We start from the raw sequence: 26,219 nt of genomic DNA, 5'->3' as shown, positions 1-26,219 counted from the left end.
TTAGTAGAGGAGATGCAGCCTCTCCTGCGGCGGAGACTCCCGCAGCCATTGAAGGGCAATGGCAATGGTGGTGACCGTCAGCCGGCTCTGGTCGTTCTTGCTGACCAGGTCTTTTGGATGTCGCCCAGGCGTGGTGCAAAAACGCTTTTGACCATTTCATCGGGCTGTATGCGGATTGCGGTGCATTCTCCCCTGGGACCGGGCGGGACTACGTCGCATGCCTGTCACCCCTCGCTTTGTCGGCGGGGATGGGAATGGGGTCGGACCAGGACAAGATTTGCGGCGCTCGGCAGCAGGGATAAGGTGGTGAACCGATCGGCAAGCGCCGTTGGATTTTCGTGACTGCAGCGTCTGCCGCCCCAGATTTCGACCGCCAGGGGGCGGTCATCATCCGCATGGGATGGTTGCCAGCTGATCTCGACAGTGTCACCGTTGGGAAATTCAAGGACGATTGAGCGCGCCGTCACGGCAAGCATTTCGTCCTCATTGGCAAGATAGGCTTTGACAGCGTTTTGCTCTGACATTTGGGTATCCTGGTTCGACTCAAAAATAGGCTGAAACGACCGCCGTGCTGAAAACTGCAGGCGGGGTGCCGGAGGTCATGTCGCTACGACCGTAGGCCGGACTTGCCGCAAGATCTGGAAAAACCAGCGCGATGGACGGTGCGATGCAACGCAGCAGCACGCAAGGAACGCAGCAACTTTCGGGTACCCCAGCAGCTTCGGGCACCCCAGTAGCTTTCGGCAACTTCAAACCGGTCGGCTCCACGCACTCTTTGCCCAACCATCACTAGCATCCGGCGCAAGGATCAAACAATGACAAGAAATTGCCGCTAACAATTACGCGCCGGCCTTTGGCAAGGGAGCAGGACGCAAGGCGGGCGCAGCGCTGCTGCCCACCTTTGACCTGGTGTAACCGGCAATCGAGGCTGGCTAACTGCGTGCGAGCGCCACCACCGGATCCAGTCTAGATGCGTTGCGGGCAGGAATGAAGCCAAAGCCAACGCCGATCAGCGAGGAGCAGAGGATTGCGACAAGGATTGAACCCGTCGAATAGATCAGCGCAAACATGCTGTTGAACTGGGCAAACAACACGCCGAAGCCGAGCGCGAAGCCCGCGCCAGCAAGCCCACCGATCAAACAGACGAGAATGGATTCAATGAGAAATTGCTGCAGAATATCACTTTGCCGCGCGCCCACGGCCATGCGCACGCCAATCTCGTTGACGCGCTCGGAAACCGAGACCAGCATGATGTTCATCACGCCAATGCCGCCGACAAAAAGCGATATGCCAGCGATGCTTGCCACCAACAGCGCCAATGTTGCGGTGGTGGCTTGGATGGTTTTCTGCAGGCTGCTGGTATTGAAGATGAAAAAGTCTTTTTCCCCGTGTCTGAAGCTTAGAAAAGAGGTGATGATCTTTTCGGCAACGCTCGAATCCATCGTATCGGCAACACGCACAATGATGGACTCCAAGCCGGTGGTTCCGGTCATGCGGGTTTGCACTGTCGTGTAGGGCAGATAGATCACAAGGTTCTGAGAGGCACCCAGCCCCTGCTCCCGCGCCTTCACCACGCCGATAATGCGCAAAGGCGTCTGCCGCAGGAGAACAATCTTTCCGATCACTGTTCTCTCTTCATGCGGGAACAGCGTCTTGCGGGCATTTTCGTCAAGCAGCGCGTCCTGGGCGCGCTGTTGCACTGCTGATTGATCGAAGAACCGCCCCTCGAGCAATCTGCTTTTCAGGGTGACGAAATATTGCGGGCCGACGCCATTGACTGTCACACTCACTTCCTTGTTGCCCACGCGCACGGTAGAGGCGTTGGACACCAGCGGCGTGGCGGCAATGACATAGGGCATTTTTTCAAGCTGCTGGGCATCACGGATGGTCAGCGTGGTAATTTGTGCCGCCTTGAGATCACCAAATCCGCGGCCGGGGCTGATGTAAAGCGTATTGCTGCCAAGATCACTGATCTGTTCGAGGATTTTCTTTTGTGATCCCTGGCCGAGCGCGATCACGCAAACCACGGAAGCTGTTCCGATGATGATACCAAGCATGGTGAGGAACGTCCGCATGCGATGCGCATTCATCGAGCGCAGTGCCATAGCGAAGGCTTCGAGGAAACGATCGTTTAAGCCACTGAGAAAATGCGGCTTGTCCTGTTCTGCCGGCGTTTGAACCTGCTGCTTCTCTCCCCTCACCGGCTCAGCCTTGCGATTATCGGCAATGATCGTCCCGTCGCTGATTTCGATGATGCGGTTGGCACGTTCGGCGACGCTGCGATCATGGGTCACGATAATGATCGTGTGACCCTCGTCATTGAGTTGCTGCAAAATTCCCAGCACGTCCTCGCCGCTGTGGCGGTCCAACGCGCCAGTTGGTTCATCCGCGAGGATCACTGTGGCGTCATTGATGAGCGCGCGTGCGATGGAAACGCGTTGCTGCTGGCCACCCGAAAGCTGATTGGGGCGATGGTGTAGTCGTTCACCCATGCCAAGGCGTTGCAGGATCCTGATTGCCTTTTCGCGCCGTGCCTGGCGGTCGCGCCCTGCATAGATGGCGGGAATTTCAACATTGCCGACCGCATCGAGCTCGCTGAGCAGGTGATAGCGCTGAAAGATAAAACCGAAATGCTCGCGTCGCAACTGCGCGAGTTCATCCGGGGAAAGATCGGCGGTTTCCCGCCCTGAAATCCGATAGGTCCCCTCAGACGGCCTGTCCAAGCATCCCAGAATGTTCATCAATGTCGATTTACCGGAGCCTGAAGCACCGATAATGGCGACCATCTCGCCGCGTTCAATCGTCAGCTCGATGTTGTTGAGCACCTGAGTGAAGCCGTCACCGGCAGGATAGCGGCGACTAATGCCTTCAAGCGCGATCAGTGGAACCTTTGCCATTTCAAAATTCCATCGCGGCATCGTTTGAATCCGGATTGGCCTTTGGCGGCTCGTTGTCGGTCAATATTGTGTCACCTGCCTTGAGACCGGAGCGTATTTCCGTGTTGATCTTGTCGGTAATGCCTGTGACGACGAGACGATCGCTGATGCGACCGTCAGGGCCGACAAGCCGCACGGTGGCTGTGTTGTCTTGCGCGCTGCGCAACGCTGACACCGGGGCAATCAGGACATTGCGGGCCTCGTCGAGAACAATATGGATTTCGGCTGTCATGTAGGTCTTCAGGAATCCATCTTCGTTGGGTACCTGAAAAATGCCCTTGTAGTAAATTGCCGCCGCAGACGTTGCCGCGACAGAAGCCGCGCTGCTCAAAGCGAAGCTTCTGTCATTGACGATGGTCTCAGGGGCCGGATTGATGGTGGCAAGCTTTGCCTTATAGCGCTTGGCGCTGTCGCCGGACACTGTGAAATAGAGGGGCAGGCCGACATGCACCTTGGTGATATCGGCCTCGGAAATATCGGCCTCAACCGTCATCGTGTCGAGTGCTCCCAGGATGGCTATCGTCGGTGCTGACTGGGCGGCATTGACGGTCTGGCCTTCCTGAACGACGGTCGCAAGCACCGTGCCATCGATCGGCGCGGTGATCCGTGTATAGGCAAGATTGGTCTCGGCGATCTTGACTTCGACTTGTGAAGCAATGATGACCGCCTCGCTGTGGTTGAGTAGGGCCTGGTGTTGCTTGACCACGCTCACAGCCTTGTCATATTCCGAGCGCGCGATCGCTTTTTTTGCGACCATCTGCTGATTGCGGGCAAGATCACTCCGGGCGAGTTCCAGCTGGGCGGTGTTTTGCGCGCGGGTGGCCTCATTCTGGCGCAAGGTCGCCTGGGCCTTTTGCAGCTCATTTTGCTGCGATGTCGCGTCGATCAGCGCGATGACATCACCTTTGCTGACCCTCTGGCCCGGGCGCACTTTCAGTGCAAGGATCCGGCCGGTGGCCTGCGCCCCGATCGCAACCAGGCTCTGCGGTTTCAGCACCCCGGTGGCAAGAACCGCGCTTTCCAGATTGCCACGCTCAATGCGCGTTGTGGCGGGCAGCGGCTCGGCGGAGTTCAGTCGTGCCTTGATCGCAAAGCCAATCACCAGGAGGAGAACAAGCAGCGCGAGCCAGATGCGCCAGCGCACCAGTGGCTTGGAGGAGGTCGTCTTGGTGGTCATGGAAGCCTCGGCGAAAGGGGGCGTTTGATCAGATGCGGACCGGAATAGCCGTCGATGACTTCCGGTTTGCTTACGTCCAGCCGACCGTGCCAGGACCCGCCAAGCGCCTTTTGCAGCGCGATGTAACTGACCACCAGATCGGTTCTGAGCTCCGCTAGACTCGTTTCGGAATCAAGGACGTCACGTTGGGCGGTCAACACCTCGAGGAAACTCTTGCTCCCCCCCTCAAATTGCGTGAGCGTGAGGTCTCTGATCGTACGGCTGTTGCGGACGATGGCCTGCAGCTGCGCGGCGCGCAGATGGTTCTGGTTGAATGCGACGCTTGCATTCTCCACATCACTGAGCGCTGTCAGAATTGCTTTTTTATAGGCAATCAAGCTCAGATCGCGGCTTGCCTTTGCGCTATCGACCTCGGCATTAAGCTTGCCACCCTGAAATATCGGAACCGAGAGGGTCGGACCGAAACTCCAGCCAATCGTTGAGTGTTTGGCAAGGTCGCCGAAATTTGCGCCGCCAGTATTGATCGTTCCGGTCAGGGAAACGCTGGGATAAAGCGTGGCCTCGGCCTGCCCGATCTTGGCTGTGGCGCTGGCATAATCGTGCTGTGCTGCGCGCAGGTCGGGACGCCAGAACAGCAGATCTGCCGGCAGACCCGTCGCCGCTGCGCGCGGCACTCTGGGTATTGCCGCCGGCTTGGCGAGCGTTTGTGCGATCACCAGGGCCGATTGCCCGACAAGGACAGTCAAACTGTTGAGATAGGACGCGGAGCGGATGCGTAAACTCGGTATATGAGCGAGGGTTGTCGCCGCCTGGTTTTGCGCACTGAGCAGATCCACCTGCGATATCTGGCCGGCGCTCAACTGGGTTCTGGTCAGCGCGACGGTCCGCTGCTGCGCGGCGGCATTGCGTTCGGCAATCACAATCATCGCCTCTACGCCGCGCAACTGGGCATAGTTGGTCGCAACCTCACCAATCAGGGTGAGCAGCACCGCCTGCATCTGTTCATCAGCCGACAAGGCGTTGTAATAAGCGGCCTCAACGCCGCGTCGGTTACCGCCAAACAGATCCAATTCCCAGCGCGTCTGAAAGCTCAGATTGGTGGCGCTGGAAGCCAGTGTTGCGGCGGTATCACTGCGCTTATAGCCGATGTCGCTATTGAGCGAGGGGGAGAGCGTGGCGCCTGTCGCGGCAAGCTGCGCGCGCGCCAGGCGGACCTTGGCTTTGGCATCTGCGAGGTCGACGCTCGAGGTCACGGCCTGTGCAATAAGTGCATTGAGAACAGGATCATTGAGCGTCCTCCACCAATCACCGCGGAGCGGAGCCCGCCCATCGGCCTTGCTGTTGAAGGCGCTAGGGGTAATAACCGCCGGATTTTGGGGGTCCGGCCCGACAGTGACACAGGCGGCGAGAAACGGCAGGAATCCGATGATCGATGAGGGGCAAAGAAATTTTTTATACAATCGTTATTCCTGAAAAATGCGTTGTTTGATCTTCGATTTTTCCAAGCGGTCGGATGCGGCGTTGCTTCGACACGACCCAACAAAAACAGCTCAGAACAAGGCATGCGGTTGTGTTATCTCCATCGGCCCCCACCTCCAGCAGCGCGCTTTTGTTGGCCAACCCCTTGCCTATGGCATTGCCGGATTGCGGGAGCATTACGCGCTGCCTGTTGATCACCCGTGGCTTGGGCCTTGAAAACAGCGGCTGCGCGATTTCGAGCTCGCTTCATGAGGACTGTTCGTGTTGGGATGCTCTTTGGCGATCGGGCTTAAAGCGCCATGCTGTTTCCCGCGTCTCGCCGCGACAGCGCGCAGAGAGGCCAGCCCGATGCATTCATCAGGAAAGGCGTGAACCAGACTTTTGGCGCTGGAGTTGTTGCGGCAGAGCAAGCTTTAGCGAAGAGAGGCGAACAGGGGCAATCACGCGCAATGCGCGCCCTGCCGTTGCCGCAGCGTAGCAATTTGCAGGCGGGCTAATGAAGGACCCACGCAATAAAAATCAGCCGCCACCTGATCAGGGCAGCGGCTGTGAAACAAGCGCGCGCGACGTTTTATTCAGAGCGATGTGCCAATGCGCAACAGCGGCAGATCCCGCTGCATATAGCGATCCATGATTTCCGAGAGCAGCGGATTGCCGGCATTGTCCACTTTGGCAGCGCTCAGTGTCACGACGGCTGCACAAAGCTTGTCCGCTGCACGGCTTTCTCCGGCAAAGCGCGCATTTTGCGCCGCAGCCATCTCACCCCATGCCGATTGGATCGCTGCAATTGCCTTATCCGCGGTTTGGCAATCGGGATAGGCGAGAGAAATCGCCACAGTCGGTGTCGCTTTGATCTGGACGTCAGCGATTATGCCGCCGAGATAGGGTGGAACCCCGCGGCCCTGCTCCTTGACCATCGCCTCAAGTTGTTGTCGTGCGGCGTCCTGATCCAAAGCCGCTGCCGCCAATAATTTCTCTGGATCGATGGCTTCGGCACCGAATATCGGCGAGATGACCGCCGCTTGCACAATGTCGCCTTGACCGGTTGCCATGGCGTAGTCGAGCCCGGCGACAGCGGTCAGAGTGACTGCGCTTTCAGCCGCGGAGGGGCTTGGTTGCGCCAGCTGTTTGATGCCGTCAGCCGCAGAGGTTTCGACCAGGGCATGCTCAAGTGGCAGCACAAAACGTGCTGTCCCCATCGATCCCCGCCATGGGTCCTTGGCATTGGCTTTTGATAGATCCATTTTTCCGGCTTCGCCATTGGCAAGAAGGCCCGGAACGGTTGGGTCGACAGCAACAAAATCCGATTGTTTCAGGCTTTCGAGCAGGTTTTTGACGCCGGCCTTATCTTTGAGTCCCCAATAGGTGACGCTGGCCGGAGCCTGGCCGAATGAAGCAAAATAAGCCACGTCGTCGAAAGCGATTTTCGCATGTCTCGACCATTCATCCAATCCATAACCGATTGGTTGGAGGGCGGGAATTTGCTGAACCAGAGCCAGCCTGCGCATGGCGTCTGCGGAGGGCGCGGCTTTATCAAGCCCGCGCCACGCCTTGATATCGACGAAAAGGATCTGCATCGCCTGAGGGTTTGAAAGCGCTGTTTGCGGTATTTGCGCCAGAGCTCTTTGCAGATTTTCTGTGCTGTTGAGTGCGAAGGCTGAACTGGTAAAGCCCATCATCAATCCCATGGCACAAACCGTCAAACGCATTTTTTTCTCCCGTCAACGCACCGGCTGCCACCACAAAATCACCATGCCCGACGATAACAGCCGCGTGCCCGGCTTGCTGGTGGAGGTCAGCCCAAAGACCTGCTTTGACCATTCAAACCGGTGTGTTGTCAACCTTTGCATGGCCTATCGGCGAGCCCTATGGTGCAGGTTTTAACGCTCAAACCAGTGGGTGGACAGCGCGCACTCATGCTAATGAATAGCATTCAGTGCTGCCTTCAGACCCTTGAGGGGAACGACGATTTCAACCGGCTGACGGTTTTGGGAAAAGCCGATCGTCACATCGGATTCCCTGTCGATATGCTCTCTTGTGATAGGGCCGACGGGAAGCATAGCCAGACAGATCTTGTCATCGCACCCCTTGTAGTCGAGAACGACCGGTTTTGCTCTGCCAGGAAACGAGACTTTCAGTGCTTGCTGCTTTTCCACCAGAGGCGGCACGCGCAACAGCAGGAACGGCTCGCCATTTTTGGTCGCCGCAAGCGACCAGCTGAAGATTGCAACGCCAGCTTGATCGGTAATGATCTGGCTAACATTACAGGTCTTTTCCTTGCGCTTGAGATTCTCATCACAAATCAATGTCCAGTTCTCGAAAGGCTGGATACTGCGCCTGATCTCCCCCCATTGCGCGCCCTTTGGAAGCGCAACCTCGGAGGGCTTGAGGAAATAGCGGTGGTTCTGCGCCTGTGCGGCAGCAGGGATCACTTCGCACAGGAGCAACAGGACGACACCGAACGTGTCTCTTAACAACACTTCATTTGCCTTAGTTGAGGGTGAAGCTCAGGCCGGCGCCAAGACCCATCTTACCGCCCGAGGTGGTTCCCGAAATATTGGCCCGGATCGTGGAGTCATCATTGGTGTAACCAGCACCAAAGGCCAGCGCGCTCTGGCCGCGCCAAAAGCCACCGCCGACAGCAACTGAGAGCTTGCCGGGATTATCGTCATAGCGCAGGGAGGCGGCCGCGAGCCCGATGGCTGCGGAACGGTGCGCGTCGTCACGAACGCCGTCGATGGTGGAGACCAGTTCCGAGAAACGCTGCTCGGTATAGTTTTTGACCTCTGCGAAGGCATTTTCAATGCGGGTATCGATCCGATTGTCGACATAGCTGTAATTCTGTGTCGGACCATGTCCAGCCAGCACAGCGTTCAGCTGAGCAAGATTGACGGCATCGGTGTCGTTGATACCGGCTGCGACATTGGAAATCACCACCGGCGTTGAGGGATCGCCCCCCTGTAAAGTGATGCTGTTTGATTTGCTGCCATCGGGGCTCTGGTCATATTTGACCGCGACATTGTCCAGTCTTTCCACTGCGACATTGGTGGCATTCAGCTGCGATCCGTTGATGGCATCGGTCGAGCTTTGAGAAATGCGTCCGGCTGCGACATTGGTCAGCGTACGCTCATTATCCAGCGTGCCGATCGACAGCGTTCCCACGGGTTGCGCGCCGGCAAAACCATAGGTTTGTCCGGCAATTGTGGTGCTTGCGGTGGCAACGGTCGCCAGGGTCTCAGCCCCTGCCCCCAACGCCACGCTGTTTGCGGTATTGGCTGTCGCGCCCGCGCCAAGCGCCAGGGCATTCTGGCCCGAAGCACTGCTCGTCATATCCCCGACAACCACCGCGTTCTGTCCTAAATTGGAACTGATCCAGGCATTGAGGACGCTCAGATTAATGGTTGATCCACTGGCATCGGAGGGCACGCCTGCAATCAGCGCCTGGCCACCATTGGCGGTCGGCACCGTACAGGTCCAGGCGCCATTGCCGCCAAAACCGGGCCGCGTACAAAAGGCGCTCGGCGTGTTGGTGGCGTCTGCCTGGGCGGGGGACAAGGTCGCGATGAAAGGCACTGAGAATGCCAGCATTGCGACGACGGCTGTTTGTATTTTTTGATGATACCGGGAGTTCGATCGGTCAAGCGGAAGCAATGCATAGTTCAATGCCATAATATTCCCCAAAGTAAATGGCCGAATTGTCAGTTACTCGGAAGAACGCTACGCAATATACGCTCGGTTGGTCACCGCAAGAAACCGCGATGACTTGACCTCTGGTCAGGTTCAGGAGTGTTTAATGGATCAATCTGGTATCGACCAAATCACCATCAACTGAAGACTAAATTAGACTTCCCACCGGAAATGGCGGTTGTCAATTCCGAAAATGCCAGCATTGCTTGCAGGCCTCAGCGCAAGCGCCAGCGCCGCCCTTTGACAAAGTCTGAAAATCGTAAAAAGACGTGTTTTTCGGGATCGATAAGACGGCGCCGCACGCGTCGCGGTCAAAAATACAACCAATTTTGGGTAGTTGCGCGCGTCACGATATGCGGCGCGAGGCGTGCCATGACATCAGCGAACCGAGTGTGATCATGGCGACGCCGGCGCATAAGGTGATGCCGGGGCGAATCCCCAACCACTGGCAGGTCATGACGGCGGCAAGAACCGGCGTAAAATAGGACAGCGTGGCCAGAAGGGAAATATTGCCGCGGCTGATGCCACGGTTCCAGCAGGCATAGGCGGTGGCGGACACGCAACCAAAAATGAACAGTTGCGCCAGGCCGCTCATATGCAGCGCCAATTGCGGTTCCGCGCTGCGTGAAAACTTGACCCACAAGATGGCAGCCGTCATCAGGAAGTAAAAGGGTACCGCGGTCTTATCGCTCTGATAGTGGCGGGTGACCACAGAATAAAGCCCCCACAAAAGCGCGGCTGCGAACGCATATAGATAAGCAAGTGGATTACCGGACACATTGAGAAGAAAGCTTTGAAAGGATAGATCCCTGTCGCCTTTCATGACCAAGCCGATACCGAGAAGGCAGAAAAGCAGGGCGATCGCCAGCAAAGAGGACCCGCGCTGCTGTTTGCTGAGAATGGCGAACAGCACGGTGACGCTCGGCCACAGATAATTGATCATGCCCAGTTCCAGTGCCTGATCGCGATTGTGGGCCAGTCCAATGGCGAGTGCCAGCGAGATTTCGTAGAATATAAACAACAGCCCGCACCACCAGATGCCGGGATTAAGAAGCGCGCGCAATCTAGGCAGGCCAAGCACGAGCGCCGCAACCAGCCCGCTTGCTGTATAAATGAGGGCGGCACCGGCGATCGGACCGAATATTTCTGAAATCGACCGAATAAAGCCGATGGAGAGGCTCCAGAGCGGGATGGCGAGCATGCCAATGAGCGTTGCGTTCTGAGGATCGGTTGCAGGGTCGTTGGACAGGGAAGACGTGGACATTTCTGGCATTCTGAAAAGGGACGTGAACAGAGGATCGGACAGCAGGGTGCGCGCAATCCGCACAGCAGCAACAGCAAGGACCTGGGTTACGGCGCGGTCTGGTGCGCAAACACTCTTGGTCAGCGATCAGTGATCGAACGGTATGGTTTTCTCCGACAGCGGGTGGCCGGCGGTTCTTATCGCATTTAAAATCGAATACAAGAGAGAACCATCGTTTTAGTGCCGCGTTGACTGCCACACGTCGCACACTCTGTGCAGGCCTTTAACGCGATGGCGCTATCCAACTGGCATATAGGGGAAGATATTGCCATGCCCGACCGTGTGGTTGAAGCCTTCATCGTCGAAGCTCTATCGAATATCCGCGGCAGCATGCCCGTGTCGCCCATTCAGATCAACGTGATCAAAAGACACGGAACACGGTGCATGTGGGGCATAGGCGGCCAATGCTACGGCACAGGCTGAAGCGCTGTGTGATCAGAATGATCCCAACAAAAAGTAGCGGCCTTTTCAAGCCGCTACTCCCTCGTTTCAAATCTGACTGGAGGTCATCAAATCCGGACGAATGATCCGATTAGAACGAACGCTGAAAGCGAACCATGCCTTGCCAGGCTTTCTCACCCTTGAGTTCGGAACGATCATCCGACCACTTTGTGTAGGAAATTTCCGGTGTGACAGTGAAGCCTGGAACGAGAGTGTAGGCGACGTTTGCTGTTGCTGCGAAACGACCGGCATCTTCGTAGGCTGCCTGAACGTTAATAGTTGCCTGCTTGGTCGCCTTGAACTTTGCGCCACCCCAGACTGCCCAGTCGCCACCCCAGGTGCCGTAGAAGCTGTCAATCCGACGAACGCCACGCCAGCTACCATCTGCAAAACGCTGTGTGACGGTATAATTATCGTCGTTTGACTTGTAAGCACCCTGGACCCAAACAGAGAATTGTTCGGTGACGTTGACATCAAGGCGAAGCTTACCGGCCCATTCTTCGTTCAATGCGTCATAGGCGCCGACAGCGGCGATCGAACCCCAAGCCTGCGCAAATTTCAAGCCACCGACGACATGCGGTGTGTAATCGTCGATGGTGACATTGACGTCGGAATCGCCATTTCCGCCCTGTTCGAGAGCGACCACAGCCGAGAAACCGTTGCCGCCCTTGAATGTGTAGCTGATGGCATTGGTCCGCGTCCCCCCGGCGAGAATGACGTCGTCATTCATCACATCGCCGAGATATCCGGTGAAGGTTACAAATTTCGATTCATCAAGTCCCAGACGGAGACCGCCCAGTTCGATATAGGCAAAGCGAAGCTGGCCGCTTGCGCCGTTGTCGCCATTGTTCCAATCATAACGGATATCGGCATAGGTCTTGAGCGCACCGAGATCGGTTTCGGATGCGGTCGAGAAGCGAAGCTCAAAACGAGACTTCATGTCATAGGTGTCGCGATCCAGCTGCGAAAGACGCTTTGCGTAGACATTGTCGCCCCCTTTAATGTCGTAACGCAAGTAGCCGTGGATACGCAGGCATGTTTCCGTGCCTGGAATGTAGAAATAGCCCGCGCCGTAAGCGTCGCAGACGCGAACATATTCCACAGCTTCCGGCTCTGGTGCAACAATTGCATCAGCCGCCTGCGCTACCGATGCGAAAGAAAATACTGCCGCCGAAGCGCAGAGAAAATTCTTAACCCTCATAAAATAACTCCATAAGCGAGGTGTGACGCGAGGGCTTATAGAATATAAAACAACTTAATCAATGAATGTATTATGTATTTTTAATGAAATTATTGTTGGTGCGGCAGTATATATATTTCCTAGGATCATATTTACTCACCAATACAGCGACAGAGGAAAATATAGTTATAATATATACGTTTTTCTTGATTCGATTCTTGTCCAGAGCGCTTGCTAGCATGGCTTCATGACAGGAATGTATCGGCTTCCGCGTTGCACCAGGCAGTTCGCAAGAAAGACTGTTTTTAACAAGGACTATGCACGACAAAGGCTCTGCGCCATAAGGCTATGCGCGGCGCTCGGGGCGCGCGGATCGCGGACTGTCGTTTGCAATCCGCTTGAGCTTGCAGGCTTGAGCGGCTATCAGGCCTTTCTGGTTTCCCGATTTGATTGCTCTTAAACAAGGCCTTTGTCATGACCCTCAAATATCTCGTCACGCATTCGGGCGGCTTTCACGCCGACGAACTCTTGTCGAGCGTCATTCTCACCCGGCTTTTTCCACAAGCATCGCTGGTCCGCAGCCGCGAGCATAGTTGGATCACAGCGGCGGATGATCGCATCATTTATGATGTGGGTGGCCACTATGATCATCAGGCGCGGATCTATGACCATCATCAGCGCGGCGCGCCGCGGCGCGACACGGATCAGGCTTTCAGCTCGTTTGGTCTGATCTGGAGGCATTACGGGCGGGATTATCTTAAAGCGTCCGGCATTCCGCACCAGGATATTGCATCAGTTCACGCGGATTTTGACGAGAGTTTCGTGTTGCCCGTTGATCTTGTCGACAATGGCGAGTTATCGCCTGCAACAGCGGGCGCGTTGAGCGCCTTGACCCTGCCAACGCTGCTGGAGACTTTGAAGCCGGTGTTTGATGACAGCGATGCGGATGCTGAGAACCGGGCTTTCCAACACACTTTGTCCATTGCCCGCAGTTTCGTGGAGGCAAAGATCGCTGGTCTTGCCGCCAAGTTGCGCGCCGAGGCCCTGGTCGCAGAAGCGATCATAAAGGCCGGTGCCGACCGTATTCTGGAACTTCCGATGGGGATGCCGTTTCGCTCGGCCATTGTCAAAGCGGGGGCGCAACATCTGTTGTTTGTCGTGCATCCACGGGGATCCGACTGGGTCATCACCGGCATTCGCCGCTCCGATGACGGTTTCGATCTCAGGGCCGACTTGCCGGCGGGGTGGGCGGGGCTCAGCAATGGTGAGCTTGAGGCCGTCTGCGGCGTAACCGGCGCAAGCTTTTGCCATAAGGGACGATTTATCGCGGCAGCCCAATCACGCAAGGCCGCACTTGCGATGGCCGACATTGCCGTCGCAGCTGCCTTGCAGCAGGTATAACGCCCCTGCTGGCGTTGCCGCCGGCAAAGGTTTGATCGCGCCTTTGCCGGCAGTCGCACCGCCCCATCATTCCTTCACCGCACCCGTCATAGATGATACGTAATAATCCACAAAAAACGAATAGAGAATAACCACCGGGAGTGACCCGAACAACGCACCGGCCATCAGCGCGCCCCATTCGAAAATATCCCCGCGCACGAGTTCCGTCAGCACACCGACCGGCACCGTCTTGTTTTCCGAGGACTGGATAAAGGTCAGGGCATAGATGAATTCATTCCACGACAGCGTGAAAGCAAAGATGCCGGCCGAGATCAGTCCCGGCACCGCGAGCGGAAGGATGATCCTGACCAGGATTTGCCAGCGGCTGGCGCCGTCGACCAGTGCGCTTTCTTCAAGTTCAAAGGGAATCGAGCGGAAATATCCCATCAGCAGCCATGTGCAGAAGGGGATGAGGAATGTCGGATAGGTGAAGATCAGCGCCAGGCGCGAATCGTAGATGCCCAGTTTGAAAATGATGAAGGCAAGCGGGATGAAGAGGATTGACGGTGGAACAAGATAGGCCAGAAAGATCAGCAATCCGACGGAGCGTGAGCCGGTAAAGCGGATGCGTTCAATCGCATAGGCGCTCAGGATCGAGGTGACCAGCGAGATGATTGTCGCAGCCGTTGCCACCAGCATCGTGTTCCACAGCCAGCCGGGATAAGAGGTTTCAAACAGCAGATATTTGATGTGGTCGAAGGTTGCATCGACCACCCAGAACGGACTGTAATTCTGGTAATCGGTGAGCTGGGCATTGGGTTTGACCGCCGTGATTGCCATCCAGTAGAACGGAAACAGCAACACAAAGACGAACAGCGCGAGCGGGAGGTAGATTGTGACCACCCTTCGCGGCAATCGGTTGAGATAGGACATGCCCTGCGTGTCATCGGGGACAGTGGTGCCGGCGTGGTCTTGTGACTTGTTCATCATCCGCTCCATAGTCAGTCACCCCCGCCCTGCTGCCATTTCCGGCGTTGCAGGCCAAAGAAGGAAAACATGATTGCGGCGAGCAGAAACGGGATCATCGCGACCGCAATTGCCGCCCCCTCCCCCAGTTGCCCGCCAGGGATTGCACGCTGGAAAGACAGGGTGGCCATCAGATGGGTCGCATTGACCGGCCCCCCCTTGGTCAGCACATAGATCAGCTGGAAATCGGTGAAGGTGAACAGCACGGAAAACGTCATCACCACGGCAATGATCGGGGTGAGCATGGGCAGGGTGACATGGCGAAAGCGTTGCCAGCTCGACGCACCGTCCAGTGACGCTGCCTCCTGCAGCGAGGCGGGAATTGTCTGCAATCCGGCGAGCAGAGAAATCGCGACGAAAGGAATGCCGCGCCACACGTTGGCGGCGATCACCGACAACCGCGCATTGGTGGGATCGCCAAGAAAATTGATTGGCTGGTCGATCAGTCCGACTTGAATCAGTGACCAGGAAAGGATCGAAAACTGGGCGTCATAGATCCACCAGAACGCCAGGGCGGAAAGCACCGTGGGCACCACCCAGGGCAACAGGACAATGGCCCGGAAGAATGACTTGATCGGCAGGTTTTCGTTCAGCAGCAATGCAAGCCACAGGCCGAGCGCAAATTTGAGGACCGAAGCGACAAAAGTGTAGAGCACCGTGTTGAACACCGACAACCAGAACACGCTGTCGTCCCAGAGAAACTGGTAGTTCTCAACGCCGATGAAGATGCCGTCCCGACCGATTGTGGTATCGGTGAAACCCAACCAGACGCCGAGCCCCAGTGGATAGGTCAAGAAGCACAGCAGAAAGACCGCCGCAGGCAACATGAACAACAAGCCCAGCACATCGCGATTGTGCCTGAGACGTCCTCGATCGGGCGCCACGCCGCTAATTTGGCTACCGGGAACATTTCTTCGCGTCATCGTCATGGATGAATTCTCCGCAACAAAACCAGAAAGAGGCGCGGGATTGCTGCCGCGCCTCAGGCCCATCCGCATCAGGCGCGGTAATAGCGCTTGGCCCGCTTCTCCGCGCTTGCCATGGCATCCTCCGGCGTTTCCGCACCGGTGACGGCGGAAGCGAACATGTCCACCAGAACATAATCGGCCATCACCGCCGCCGATGCATGGCCAAGTGGGCCGGCATAGCCGTTGGGCCGCAGCGTTTGCGATGCGCGCGCATAGGGTGCGTGGATCGGGTTGTCGGTCCAGACAGGGTTGTCCGCGAAAGCCTTCAACGGCTGGCAACAATAGGCGCTCGACTGTTTGATCCAGTTGTTCATCTGGTCGGCTTCCATCATGAACTTGATGTAAGCCTTTGCGGCTTCGGGATATTTTGTATGTTTAAATAACAGCAGGGAGCTGGTTTGATGCAGTTCCACACTCTTGCCGACCGGACCGAGCGGGAAGTTGGTGCTGCGCATATCTTCGGCGATGTCTGCGAGTTTCGGATCGTTCTTCGCAGCGTAGTAGATGGAAACGCCATTGGCGGTCAGGGAGACCTGTCCGGCGAGAAATGCGCGGTTGTTATTGATGTCCAGCCAGCTTTCCGTTCCTGGAATGAAGGTGGCGTAGAGTTGCTTGGCATAATTGAGCGCGGCCAGCGTTTCGGGCGAGTTGATGGTGATTTCGCCTTTCTCATTGACCATTTGCGCGCCGTGGCTCCACAAAAGCCAATGGGCATAATTATTGCCGTCACCGACCGCCTTGCCATGCGGGAATCCGGCCGGCGTGTTGTTGGCTTTCATGGCCTTGCAAAGCTCGAGGAAGCCTGCGGTATCTTTCGGGAAATCGGTGAAGCCCGCTTTCTTCATATGGCTGTCGCGATAGACGATGGCATTACCGATCGCCGTCAGCGGCATGGCAATGAACTTGTCGTCACGCACGGCATAGCCTTTCAGGCCATCGTAAAAGCCGCCATATTTGCCATCAAGATAGGTGCCCAGTTCGGTCAGGTCGACAAGCTTGTCGGGATATTGATGGGCGTCATCGAACCAGCACATGACCATGTCCGGTCCTGATCCAACATTGGCGGCAACGGCAGCCTTTGGCCGGATATCCTCCCAGCTTTCCTTGTCAATGCGAACCGCGACACCGGTTGCATCGGTGAATTTTTTGGAATTGGCGATCCAGCTTTCTTCATCGCCCTTGACGAAGGGCGTCCAGCGCAGCAGGCGCAGACTGGCGCCCTCCTCGGGCTTGTAATCTGGTTCGGCGGCAAATGCGGGTTGAAAGCCGAGGCCAGAGAGGCCTGCAGCACCGGCAAGGCTTGCGGTTCCTGCAAGGAATGTCCTTCTTCTGATAGTCATCATGCTCCTCCTCCAAAGATGGGACTTCTCATCCATGACAGCCGCCGTCCCAAGGCGCGGATGCCGAGATGTCGTTTCTGCTTGTTGCTGATTGCGCCGCAGGCTCCCTCCCGGCTGCGCAACGGCTATCAGTCCGTCAGCCTATGCCCCTCCTGCGCGTCGAACAAATGAACATTGGCCGGATCAATGGAAACGGAAATGGTTTCCCCAGGGCGGACATCGACGCGTTCGCGAAAAATGCAGGTATTTTCACTGCCCCCGAAACTGACCACGATCTGGGTTTCGTAGCCGGTGGGTTCAATCACCACGACCGGTACCTTCATGCCCGCATCGTCAAGCCGGATATATTCGGGCCGCAAGCCATAGACCAGGCTTAGGCCTGCCGCCTGCGGATAGGGTCGGGCAAGCGGCAGCCGCATCCCGTCTTCAGCGATGAAGCTTGCCGGGTCCTCTGCATGGATCGTGCCTTTGATCATGTTCATGGCCGGCGAGCCGATGAAGCCGGCAACGAACAGATTATTGGGGTGATCATAGAGCGTGAGCGGCGAGCCGATCTGCTCGACGCGGCCATCATGCATGACAACGATCTTGTCGGCCATCGTCATGGCTTCGATCTGGTCATGGGTGACATAGACGGTGGTGGTTTTAAGACGGTGATGCAACTCCTTGATTTCGGCACGCATGGCAACGCGCAGTTTGGCATCAAGATTGGACAGCGGCTCATCAAACAGAAAGACCTGCGGATCGCGTACGATTGCCCGACCCATGGCCACGCGCTGGCGCTGTCCGCCGGAGAGTTGGCGTGGATAGCGATCGAGCAGGTTGGTCAGACCGAGAATTCCGGCCGCATAATTGACCCGTTCGTCGATTTCGGCCTGCGGCGCGGAGCTCAGCATCAAAGAGAATGCCATATTCTTGGCGACCGTCATATGGGGATAAAGCGCGTAATTCTGGAACACCATTGCAATATCGCGTTCCTTGGGGGGTAAATGATTGACGGTGCGACCGCCGATCCGGATTTCACCCCCGGAGATATTTTCGAGCCCGGCCAACATGCGCAGAAGGGTGGATTTTCCGCAGCCGGAGGGCCCGACGAGAATGACGAATTCGCCATCTTCAATATCGATATCCACGCCTTTGATTACAGGAAAAGTGCCGAAAGACTTTCTGACTTCAGCAAACGCAACAGCGGCCATGCAATTCCTCCCAAAATGTGATCAATGTTTGAACGATTGAGAAAATGAACCGTCGGCTCCTCACTTCCGACGTTTGCATTTTAGTGTTTTTCTCCCCTTTCGCTTTTTGGGTTGCTGTTTGGGTCAGCCGCGACCGACCAGTGGCATTTTGGTCGCCATGACGGTCATGGTCAATACATTGGCATCAAGCGGCAAGCTTGCCATATAGACGACCGCGTTGCCGATATGAACCGGATCAATGGTCGGCTCGGCGGCAATGGTGCCGTTGGCCTGGACGACACCCGTCGATATTTTCTGCGTCATCTCGCTGGCTGCATTGCCAATATCGATCTGGCCACAGGCAATATCAAAATTGCGACCGTCGAGTGCGGTGGACTTGGTCAGACCGGTGATGGCGTGCTTGGTCGCCGTATAGGGGGCCGAATTGGGGCGCGGGGTTGTTGCCGAGATCGAGCCGTTATTGATAATGCGGCCACCGCGGGGGTTTTGTGCCTTCATCAGGCGAAAAGCCTGCTGTGTGCACAGGAAAGCCCCGGTCAAGTTGGCACCAACAATAGCGGTCCAATCCTCAAAACTGACCGTCTCAAGCGCGACGGCGGGCACCAGGGTTCCGGCATTGTTGACCAGCAGGTCAAGCCGACCGAAATTTTTTTCGATCGCGTCGAACAGGTTTTTGACAGAAACAGGATCACTGACATCGGCGGTCACGGCAAAAAAACTGCCCTTGGTTTCGGCGCTGAGCGCTGCGACCGCTTTCTCCAGCACTGCCGTGCGCCGACCGGAAATGATAAGCTGATAGCCGGCATGGGCCAGTGCTTTTGCAATGGCGCGGCCCACTCCGGTCCCGCCACCTGTCACCAGTGCAACCGGCTTTCTCTCGCCAACCCTATCCTCACTCATCCCTAACTCCTTCTTGTCGCATTGACGGTTTGATTGCAGCCGGCGCGGCGTTATCCGATGTGGATTGGCGCAATAACTGCAACCATTTGAGCCCATCCTGGCGATCGGGCGCCGGGCGGTATTCTGCACCGACTGGTTTCAAATATCCCAGACGTTGCAGTGTGCTCAGAATGAAGTTGTAAGCGAGTTCGCCCTGATCAGGCTCGGCGCGATCGGGCACCGAGGCAATCTGCACATGGCCAATGACCGGCAGCAGCGCTTCAAGACGACGACTGATATCGCCCTCGATGATCTGAATGTGGTAGCAATCAAACATCAGTTTCAGATTGGGCAGACGCAGTGCATCGATAATGGCTTTGGCCTGGGCCGAATTGCGTAAGAAATAACCGGGGGCGTCACGATCATTCAGCGGTTCGATCAGAATTGTGATGCCGTGCGCCGCTGCGCGCGCACAGGCATAGCGCAGATTGGCGATGAACGCCTTGTGCGCGTCATCGCCCTGGGCGCGGCCAGCCATGACATGAATATTGGCGCAGCAAAGGGCCACGGCATAATCGATCGCCTGATCAATTGCCGCGCGCGCTTCCGATTGACGACCGGGCACAGCGCTCAGGCCATTGTCGCCCGCCTCGACATTGCCGCGAGCCGTATTCAACCCGATCATGGTCAGGCCAGTCTCCTCAAGCGCTGCCAGAATGTCGGCTGCGGAATGCGCGTAGGGCCAATGACATTCCACCGCGTCAAAGCCGGCCTGTTTGGCCGCGCGGATTGCATCGGGTAGAGACAGCTGCTGCCACAGAAAGCCGAGATTTGCAGAGAACCGTACCATTCTAATCCCATTCCACATCAAATTGCTCGACGACCTTCAGGATTTGCGCGCTGCTGAGCGCGTTGGGCCGCAGGCCGCGGGTGAGCATGGCAAGTCTGGCGGTTTCTTCCAGTTCTTCGATCGCGTAGACGGCAGCTTGAAGGTCGCTGGCTGCGACAACGGGACCGTGATTGGCAAGCATCACCGCGCTTCGTTTTCCCGCCAGTCCCTTGATCGCTGCCCCGATCGCCGGATCCCCCGGCATGAAATAGGGCAGCATCTTCACCTTCCCTAGTTTGATGATGGAATAGGCGGTCAGCGGCGGCAGCATATTGTCGGGATCGGTGTCAGGCAGCAGCGACAAGGCGACGGAATGGCAGGAATGCAGATGCACGACGGCCTTCGCGCGGGCACCACGGGTTTCGTAAAAAGCTGTATGCAGCGACATCTCCTTGGTTGGTGGATCACCGTCGAGCAAGCGGCCCTGTTGATCAAACAGCGACAATCGCTGCGGATCCAGCCGGCCAAAGCAGCTGCCCGTCGGGGTTACCAGCAGGCGGCCGTCGGAAAGGCGGGCGGAGATATTGCCGGAAGAACCGGCGGTGAGCCCGCGATCATACATCGACTTCGCCAACACACAGATGGTTTCGCGCAGATGGGTTGCTTCGCTCATCCCGCCTCCAGCATGTTCAAGGCATCGCGGAAGAAGGAGGGGGCTCCGAAATTGCCTGATTTCAAGGCGAGTGCGACTGACGCACCCTGCGTTGTGGCATAGGTCCAGGGAACGCCGGGCGTTATTTCCCGACCGACCCGCAGCTTTGTGATGCCGAGCGCCTGGGCGACCGCGCCGGACGTCTCACCGCCGGCGACCACAAAGCGTCTGGTGCCAAGTGCAAAGGCGGCGACGGCAATTTCGCCAAGCGTTTGCTCGACAATCTGTCCTGCACGCTCAACGCCGAGTGCGGCCTGCGCGGCTTTCAAGCCGGTCGCATCCGTGCTTGCATAGATCAATTTGGGTTCTGTGACCGGCACTGATTCAAGCCATTGGATGACCGCCCGGCTGCCACTTTGTTGCGCAAGCTGGATCGGGTCAAGCCGATAGCTCTGCGCATGGTCCCGAAACGCCGCCACCTGTTGCAGTGTCATGGCGGAACAACTGCCTGAGAGCACGATCTGGCCCGCGCCCAGATCGGGGGCCACTGTTGGATTGCCTTGGGCTTGCAGCAGACGTTCCGCGTGAAGGAGTTGTGGCAATGGCATCGCCAGCGCACTGCCACCGGTCAATAAGGGCAAATCAAGCGTCGCTTTGGCGATGGTTGCAAGATCAGCGTCCGCCACGGCATCCACCACCACATGGGCGACCCCGCTGGCTTTGAGCGCTGCGAGTGCAGCCCGCACGGATTGCGCGCCTTTGGCAATGGTCGCGTGATTGACGAGACCGACCTGCCCCCGTAATTGCGGCGCCAGCAACCGCAGCAGATTGGCATCGCGCATCGGCGTCAGCGGATGATCCTTCATCGGACTCTCGTTGAGCAGCTTATCGCCTACAAACAGATGTCCCATAAATACGCTGCGACCGTTTTCTGGAAAGGCCGGACAGTAGATAGTCTGCTCTGTGGCGGTTGCATGCATCAGCGCTTCGGCGACCGGGCCGATATTGCCTTCAGGGGTACTGTCAAAGGTCGAACAATATTTCCAGTAAAGCCTGTTGAGGCCGCGTTTCTTGAGCCAGTCATAAGCTGCAAGGGCCTGTGTAACGGCCGTTTCGCGCGGCACGGTGCGGATTTTCAGGGCGATGATTTCGATGGCGGAAACTTGCGCAACTGGCTCGTTTTGGTCCGGCAGGCCGAGCCGCAGTGAAACCGGATAACCGCTGCGTGCCAACAAGGCTGCAAGATCGGTGGCGCCGGTGAAATCATCTGCGATCGCGCCGAGAACAATCGCCATGACTTACGCCTCCATGCCAGGCAGCAGGACGCCGCTCTTATGCGCCAGAATCTTAGCGACGGCGGCGTCATCCTCCATTCCAAGGCCGGCTTCCGCTGCCGCACGAAACAGGCAGAGCGCGGTTTCGCTGAGCGGTGTGCTGGCCGCGAGCGCCGTGGCCTCGGCGGCCACGATCCCCATATCCTTGACAAAGATATTGACCGCCGAACGGGCCGCATAATCGCCCTCGACAATGTGGGGACCGCGGTTTTCGAACATCCACGACGCGCCGGCCGAGACACGGATCACATCGAATACCGTGCCAAGATCAAGGCCGAGCCGGGCCGAAAGGGTGAGCGCCTCGGCGGTTGCGGCGATATGGATTCCGGCCAGCAACTGGTTGATCATCTGGACCTTGGAGCCGGTTCCAGGCTTGTCATCGAGATGGAAGACCTTGGCGGCAATCGCGTCAAGCGCTAAAGCGGCTTTGTCAAAGGCTTGTTGCGATCCCGAGCCCATGACTGTGAGTTCACCGGTTGCCGCCTTTTGCTTGCCCCCGGAGACCGGCGCATCAATCACCAGCATTCCGGACGCTTCGAGCTCGGCTGCAATGGCAATGCAACTGCTGGGCTCCATTGTCACGCACAGCACGAAGACCGTGCCGTGCCGGGCTTGGCTCACTGCGCCGTTAAAGCCAAACAGCACCTCTTTTGTCTGCGCGGCATTGACGACAAATACAAAGACGATATCGCTTGGACCGGCCTGTTTTGCGGTCGCGTAGGCATCCCCTCCCCGTGCCGCAAACTCTTCAAGAACCGCGCTGCGCAGATCGACACCCTTGACGTGGAAGCCGGCGCGTAACAGCGCGGTCGCGGCACCAAAACCCATGGAGCCAAGGCCAATGATGGTTACGGTTTGTGGATCGCTCACCTCAGTTCACCCCCAATTTCAGCTCGTCTTCGATATGAATTTTGATGATTTCGTCAAAAGAGCTGTCCGCGACAAAGCCCAGTTCAAGGGCGCGTGACGCGTCAAAATCCTCGGCCCAGCCATTGACGATCGTCGCGATCTGTGGATCGTGCTCCTTGCGGATCAAAGCGACCGCCTGATCACCGGCCACCCGGCGCAGCGCTTCGATCTGCTCGCCGACGGTGGCCGAAAGACCCGGCATATTGAGCACACAGCGGTGTCCAAGCCGCTCGGTGTCGATGCAAGCTGCGTGCAGCAGGAAGCCGACCGCGCGACGCGGGCTCACATGCCAGTGCCTGACGGTTTCGGCGACCGGCAGGATCGCTTGCTTACCGATGAGCGGTTCACGCAGAATATTGGAGAAGAATCCGGAGGCCGCCTTGTTGGGCGTTCCAGGACGGATGCATACGGTGGGCAGACGGATGCCGATCGCATCGAGAAAGCCCTTGCGGGCGTAATCGGCCAGCAGCAATTCGCCGATAGCCTTTTGCGTGCCATAACTGGTGCGTGGCGTGAGGAAGAACTCGTCATCGATCCGATCGGGAAAAGGCGCACCGAACACCGCGATGGAGGAGGTAAACACCACCCGCGGCCTGTAGCTGGAGATTTCGCCCTGCTGCCGAATGGCTTCCAGCAGGAAGCGGGTGCCATCGAGGTTGATGGCGTAGCCCTTTTCAAACGCGATCTCCGCCTCGCCCGAGACAATGGCCGCGAGGTGAAAGATCAGATCCGGCTGGCCTGCGATCAGTTCGGTGGCGGCGCGCGGGTCTGAGATATCGGCGGATTTGCACGCGACATTGCCGGCAAATTCAACAGGCGCTTGTGGCGCCATGACATCGACCAGAGTGAGCTTTTCAACCGGTACGCCGTCAATAGCTTTGACGGCGGCGATGGCCTGCGTCAATTTTCGTCCCACCATGCCGGCCGCACCGATAATCAAGACATGCATTCAACGAACCCTTTTCAAATTGCTGCGCAGTCGCTCATGGCTGGCAAGCCGTGTATGGTGCAGAGGTGCGCTGACCGCGCGCGGCCAGCGATTTTTGTGTGGAGGTGTAAATGCGTTGCTCGTGGACTGCGAAGGCCGCCATTGCTGCGCCGCGGTCGCGATTTTCCAGGGCTGTCAGGATTCGCTGGTGATCGGAGAAACTGCCGTTGAGTGCGCCGGGCTGGGCAACTGCGCGCCGACGATGCTCCATCATATAAGTGTAGAGATCGGTGACGATGTCCGCGAGCAGCGGGTTTCCGCATTCTCGATAGATGGTGACATGAAACTCGCGGTCGCAGATGAGGAAGCGGACGGGATCATCCAGGCAGGCAGCCTGCGCTGTGAGCGAAAGCCGCAAGCGCGCAAGCGCATCCTCGGAAATACGCTGCGCTGCGTCGCCGACAATTTGTTGTTCAACCAGCATACGCGCCGCGTGAACGGCGTGAACATCATAAAGATCGACATTGATCTGCGCGGTAATGCCGATCGACAGGCTGCCGAGCTCTGCGCGCGCAACCCGCGTTCTGGTGCCTTGGGCCACGTCGAGGATGCCATGGGCGGCCAGAATCTGGATGGCGCCACGCACGGTTTGCCGACTGACGGAAAGTGCGCTCGCCAATTCGCGCTCGCCGGGAAGTTCATCGCCGACACTGAGCAGACCCGATGCGATCAGTGCGCCGATTTTGTCTGCAATGACGTCGCGCATGGTCCGACGCTCCAGATTGCGTGCGAGCCCGGCTTTGTCGTCGAGGAGAAGATCATGCGCAGCGTTCAAACCCGACCTCACTGATCCACTGGTCTATCCAGTGGTCCAGTCACAATCGGCGACGCGGGTCATTCTGTCAAGCACCTGCGGCGCCAAGCCGTTGCGGGCGCATTGGCTGCGACGACGCCGGCAGTCGGGTTGTTGATTGCCAGCGTCTTCAATCGCCGCTTCAACGTTGAAGCGCGGTCAGATCGGGCCCCATTGAATCTGGACGGCGATATAGAGAAAGACCGCACTGATCAAACCCCAGGCGATGACAAGCGGAGCGATGAATTTCACCCATTTTCCATAGGAGACCTCGGATGTGGCGAGGATTGCCATCAGTACACCGGATGTCGGGTTGATGCAGTTGATCACCCCTTCGCCAAAGACCACGGACTGGACGGTTGTCTGACGGGTGATCCCCAAAATATCCCCTAACGGTGTGAATACCGGGATCAGCACCGCCGATTCGCCGGATCCGGACGAAATAAACACGTGCATGATCATCGCACTGACATACATGCCGATCGCTGAAAGGGAACGCGGCAATCCGTCGAGCGCCAGCACCGCATAGGAGACGATCGTGTCGAGGATCATGCCCTGTTCGAGCGTGATCGAGATGGCACGCGCCAAGCCAACGATGAATGCGCCGACAACAAGCTGCGAACACCCTTTGAGAAAGCCTTTGGCGATCGCATCGGCCGACATGCGAGCGATAATGCCGACACCGATTGCCATGATGATGAACATGGCAAGCATTTCCTTCTCGCTCCAGTTGAGCGTGACGGCTCCGGCAATAAAGCCACCAAGACACAGGGCCGTGAACAGCAGTGCCAGCCAGGAGCGCGCGCGTTGACCAGGGGCTGCGGCGTCCTGCGGTACACCCTCGTCGATCTGGTGGGGGCGCGGCGATGTCTTGCGTTGGCTGCGGGCGTATAGCCACAGGAAAGCGATGGTGGCCAGCAGGAATGCCAAAAATATGACGACGCGGAAGCCGATGCCTGAGAGCAGCGGAACATCAGCGAGCCGCTGCGCAAGACCGACCGATGTCGGTGCCGAAATCGAAGCATTATAGCCGGTATAGGTGGCGATATAGACCAGCGAAATACCGAACAGTTTGTTCATGCCGATCGAGCGCGCCACCATGATGCCGATGGGAACAAATGCGATCACCGAATTGACGACGATTCCGGTGGTGCCGAGCACCGAAAAAACGAAGCAGAACAGGATGATCAGGGTCAGGTCGTTCAGTCTGCGATTTCTCGCGATGCCGTTAAGCATGTGGTGCACAGCGCCGGATTGCTCGAGCACATAGAGGGCGCCGCCGGTAAACATCACCATGAAGACAATTGGCGCACTTTTGATCAGACCTTCGGCAATGGCAAGAAACAGGGCCTGCGGATAGATAGGATGTTGGTCAACACCATGGTAGCTTCCAGGCAACGAGAACGAGATGCCATTGCGAATTTCGGTGGCATATTGCCCAGCCGGAATGATCCAGGTGCCAATGCCGGCCAGCACCAGCATACAGAAAAGTAGAACATAAGGATTTTGCAGACTGGGACCCTTTTTGGGGGCCGCGGGTGACGGGGTTGCGGTCATGGGCTGTGTTTCCTCCTGCAGAAGCGGCGGAGCACACCGCCTCCATAGTCCAAATTATTCAACTGTTGGCTGTAGGGGCTATTTAGTAATGCGACAGTTGGGCCAGTTAGAGATGCGACGTGTCGCCTCTTGAGGTGCTGGTCAATGTCAACGTTGGAGGCAAGG

Annotated in this window: 22 protein-coding genes; 1 reads left to right on the top strand and 21 read right to left on the bottom strand. The window is 57.3% G+C overall.

Features of this window, described 5'->3' with window-relative positions:
* Window positions 1-224 precede the first annotated feature (224 nt).
* The 9 genes from QBD00_RS22795 to QBD00_RS22755 all read right to left on the bottom strand — a co-directional run bounded on the left by QBD00_RS22795 (window position 225) and on the right by QBD00_RS22755 (window position 12,224).
* Window positions 225-524 (bottom strand): hypothetical protein, encoded by a 300-nt coding sequence (locus QBD00_RS22795; protein ID WP_318580603.1) that lies wholly within the window; start codon window positions 522-524, stop codon window positions 225-227.
* A gap of 408 nt (window positions 525-932) precedes the next feature.
* Window positions 933-2,897 carry a MacB family efflux pump subunit gene (locus QBD00_RS22790; RefSeq protein WP_318580602.1) on the bottom strand — a complete coding sequence of 655 codons (1,965 nt, stop codon included), beginning with the start codon at window positions 2,895-2,897 and terminating at the stop codon, window positions 933-935.
* 1 nt (window position 2,898) lies between these two features.
* Complete coding sequence (locus QBD00_RS22785) at window positions 2,899-4,113, bottom strand: efflux RND transporter periplasmic adaptor subunit (RefSeq protein WP_151094238.1); 1,215 nt, start codon at window positions 4,111-4,113, stop codon at window positions 2,899-2,901.
* A complete protein-coding gene (locus QBD00_RS22780; protein WP_191793581.1) occupies window positions 4,110-5,573 on the bottom strand; it encodes an efflux transporter outer membrane subunit in 1,464 nt (487 codons plus the stop codon). Before QBD00_RS22780 ends, QBD00_RS22785 begins: the two co-directional genes overlap by 4 nt.
* 594 nt (window positions 5,574-6,167) lie before the next feature.
* Window positions 6,168-7,301: a hypothetical protein gene (locus QBD00_RS22775; protein ID WP_318580601.1), complete on the bottom strand. Its 1,134-nt coding sequence runs from the start codon at window positions 7,299-7,301 to the stop codon at window positions 6,168-6,170.
* A gap of 210 nt (window positions 7,302-7,511) precedes the next feature.
* Window positions 7,512-8,072, bottom strand: coding sequence for an invasion associated locus B family protein (locus tag QBD00_RS22770; protein WP_318580600.1), 561 nt, complete (start codon window positions 8,070-8,072; stop codon window positions 7,512-7,514).
* A 10-nt stretch (window positions 8,073-8,082) separates the two neighbouring features.
* Window positions 8,083-9,261, bottom strand: coding sequence for a YadA-like family protein (locus QBD00_RS22765; protein WP_151094232.1), 1,179 nt, complete (start codon window positions 9,259-9,261; stop codon window positions 8,083-8,085).
* A 364-nt stretch (window positions 9,262-9,625) separates the two neighbouring features.
* Entirely contained in the window at window positions 9,626-10,543 is a 918-nt protein-coding gene (gene yddG, locus QBD00_RS22760; RefSeq protein ID WP_318580599.1) for an aromatic amino acid DMT transporter YddG, read from the bottom strand.
* Window positions 10,544-11,114: 571 nt separating this feature from the next.
* Window positions 11,115-12,224: a porin gene (locus QBD00_RS22755; protein ID WP_151094226.1), complete on the bottom strand. Its 1,110-nt coding sequence runs from the start codon at window positions 12,222-12,224 to the stop codon at window positions 11,115-11,117.
* 453 nt (window positions 12,225-12,677) lie between these two features.
* Here QBD00_RS22755 and QBD00_RS22750 point away from each other — a divergent pair, with 453 nt between their 5' ends.
* The gene (locus QBD00_RS22750; protein WP_191793583.1) at window positions 12,678-13,604 is read left to right on the top strand and encodes an MYG1 family protein; all 927 of its coding nucleotides are present in this window, start codon (window positions 12,678-12,680) and stop codon (window positions 13,602-13,604) included.
* A 66-nt stretch (window positions 13,605-13,670) separates the two neighbouring features.
* Here the strand turns inward: QBD00_RS22750 and QBD00_RS22745 are convergent, their stop codons facing one another.
* The 12 genes from QBD00_RS22745 to QBD00_RS22690 all read right to left on the bottom strand — a co-directional run bounded on the left by QBD00_RS22745 (window position 13,671) and on the right by QBD00_RS22690 (window position 26,054).
* Window positions 13,671-14,570 carry a carbohydrate ABC transporter permease gene (locus tag QBD00_RS22745; RefSeq protein WP_151094290.1) on the bottom strand — a complete coding sequence of 300 codons (900 nt, stop codon included), beginning with the start codon at window positions 14,568-14,570 and terminating at the stop codon, window positions 13,671-13,673.
* A gap of 14 nt (window positions 14,571-14,584) precedes the next feature.
* Complete coding sequence (locus QBD00_RS22740) at window positions 14,585-15,436, bottom strand: sugar ABC transporter permease (protein WP_318580610.1); 852 nt, start codon at window positions 15,434-15,436, stop codon at window positions 14,585-14,587.
* Between the two features lie 170 nt (window positions 15,437-15,606).
* Window positions 15,607-16,917, bottom strand: coding sequence for an ABC transporter substrate-binding protein (locus QBD00_RS22735; protein ID WP_151094286.1), 1,311 nt, complete (start codon window positions 16,915-16,917; stop codon window positions 15,607-15,609).
* A 128-nt stretch (window positions 16,918-17,045) separates the two neighbouring features.
* Window positions 17,046-18,113 carry an ABC transporter ATP-binding protein gene (locus QBD00_RS22730; protein ID WP_151094222.1) on the bottom strand — a complete coding sequence of 356 codons (1,068 nt, stop codon included), beginning with the start codon at window positions 18,111-18,113 and terminating at the stop codon, window positions 17,046-17,048.
* 123 nt (window positions 18,114-18,236) lie between these two features.
* Complete coding sequence (locus QBD00_RS22725) at window positions 18,237-19,013, bottom strand: SDR family oxidoreductase (protein ID WP_318580598.1); 777 nt, start codon at window positions 19,011-19,013, stop codon at window positions 18,237-18,239.
* On the bottom strand, window positions 19,006-19,842 hold the full coding sequence (locus tag QBD00_RS22720) for a hydroxypyruvate isomerase family protein (RefSeq protein ID WP_318580597.1): 837 nt from the start codon (window positions 19,840-19,842) through the stop codon (window positions 19,006-19,008). Before QBD00_RS22720 ends, QBD00_RS22725 begins: the two co-directional genes overlap by 8 nt.
* 1 nt (window position 19,843) lies before the next feature.
* Entirely contained in the window at window positions 19,844-20,494 is a 651-nt protein-coding gene (locus tag QBD00_RS22715) for an aldolase (protein ID WP_318580596.1), read from the bottom strand.
* Window positions 20,491-21,768, bottom strand: a complete 1,278-nt coding sequence (gene otnK / locus QBD00_RS22710) for a 3-oxo-tetronate kinase (protein WP_318580595.1) — start codon at window positions 21,766-21,768, stop codon at window positions 20,491-20,493. The genes QBD00_RS22715 and otnK overlap by 4 nt, the downstream gene beginning before the upstream one ends.
* Before the next feature lie 3 nt (window positions 21,769-21,771).
* Complete coding sequence (ltnD, locus tag QBD00_RS22705; protein ID WP_318580594.1) at window positions 21,772-22,677, bottom strand: L-threonate dehydrogenase; 906 nt, start codon at window positions 22,675-22,677, stop codon at window positions 21,772-21,774.
* A gap of 1 nt (window position 22,678) precedes the next feature.
* Window positions 22,679-23,665, bottom strand: coding sequence for a D-erythronate dehydrogenase (denD, locus tag QBD00_RS22700; RefSeq protein ID WP_191793585.1), 987 nt, complete (start codon window positions 23,663-23,665; stop codon window positions 22,679-22,681).
* A gap of 34 nt (window positions 23,666-23,699) precedes the next feature.
* On the bottom strand, window positions 23,700-24,410 hold the full coding sequence (locus tag QBD00_RS22695; RefSeq protein WP_318580609.1) for a FadR/GntR family transcriptional regulator: 711 nt from the start codon (window positions 24,408-24,410) through the stop codon (window positions 23,700-23,702).
* 246 nt (window positions 24,411-24,656) lie between these two features.
* Window positions 24,657-26,054: a YfcC family protein gene (locus tag QBD00_RS22690; RefSeq protein WP_318580593.1), complete on the bottom strand. Its 1,398-nt coding sequence runs from the start codon at window positions 26,052-26,054 to the stop codon at window positions 24,657-24,659.
* Window positions 26,055-26,219: the final 165 nt, after the last annotated feature.

The sequence above is a fragment of the Ochrobactrum sp. AN78 genome, assembly GCF_029909885.1.
In the GTDB taxonomy this organism is placed as follows: domain Bacteria; phylum Pseudomonadota; class Alphaproteobacteria; order Rhizobiales; family Rhizobiaceae; genus Brucella; species Brucella quorumnocens.
Note: the sequence above shows the minus strand (reverse complement) of the source record. Positions and strands in the feature narration are given on the sequence as shown.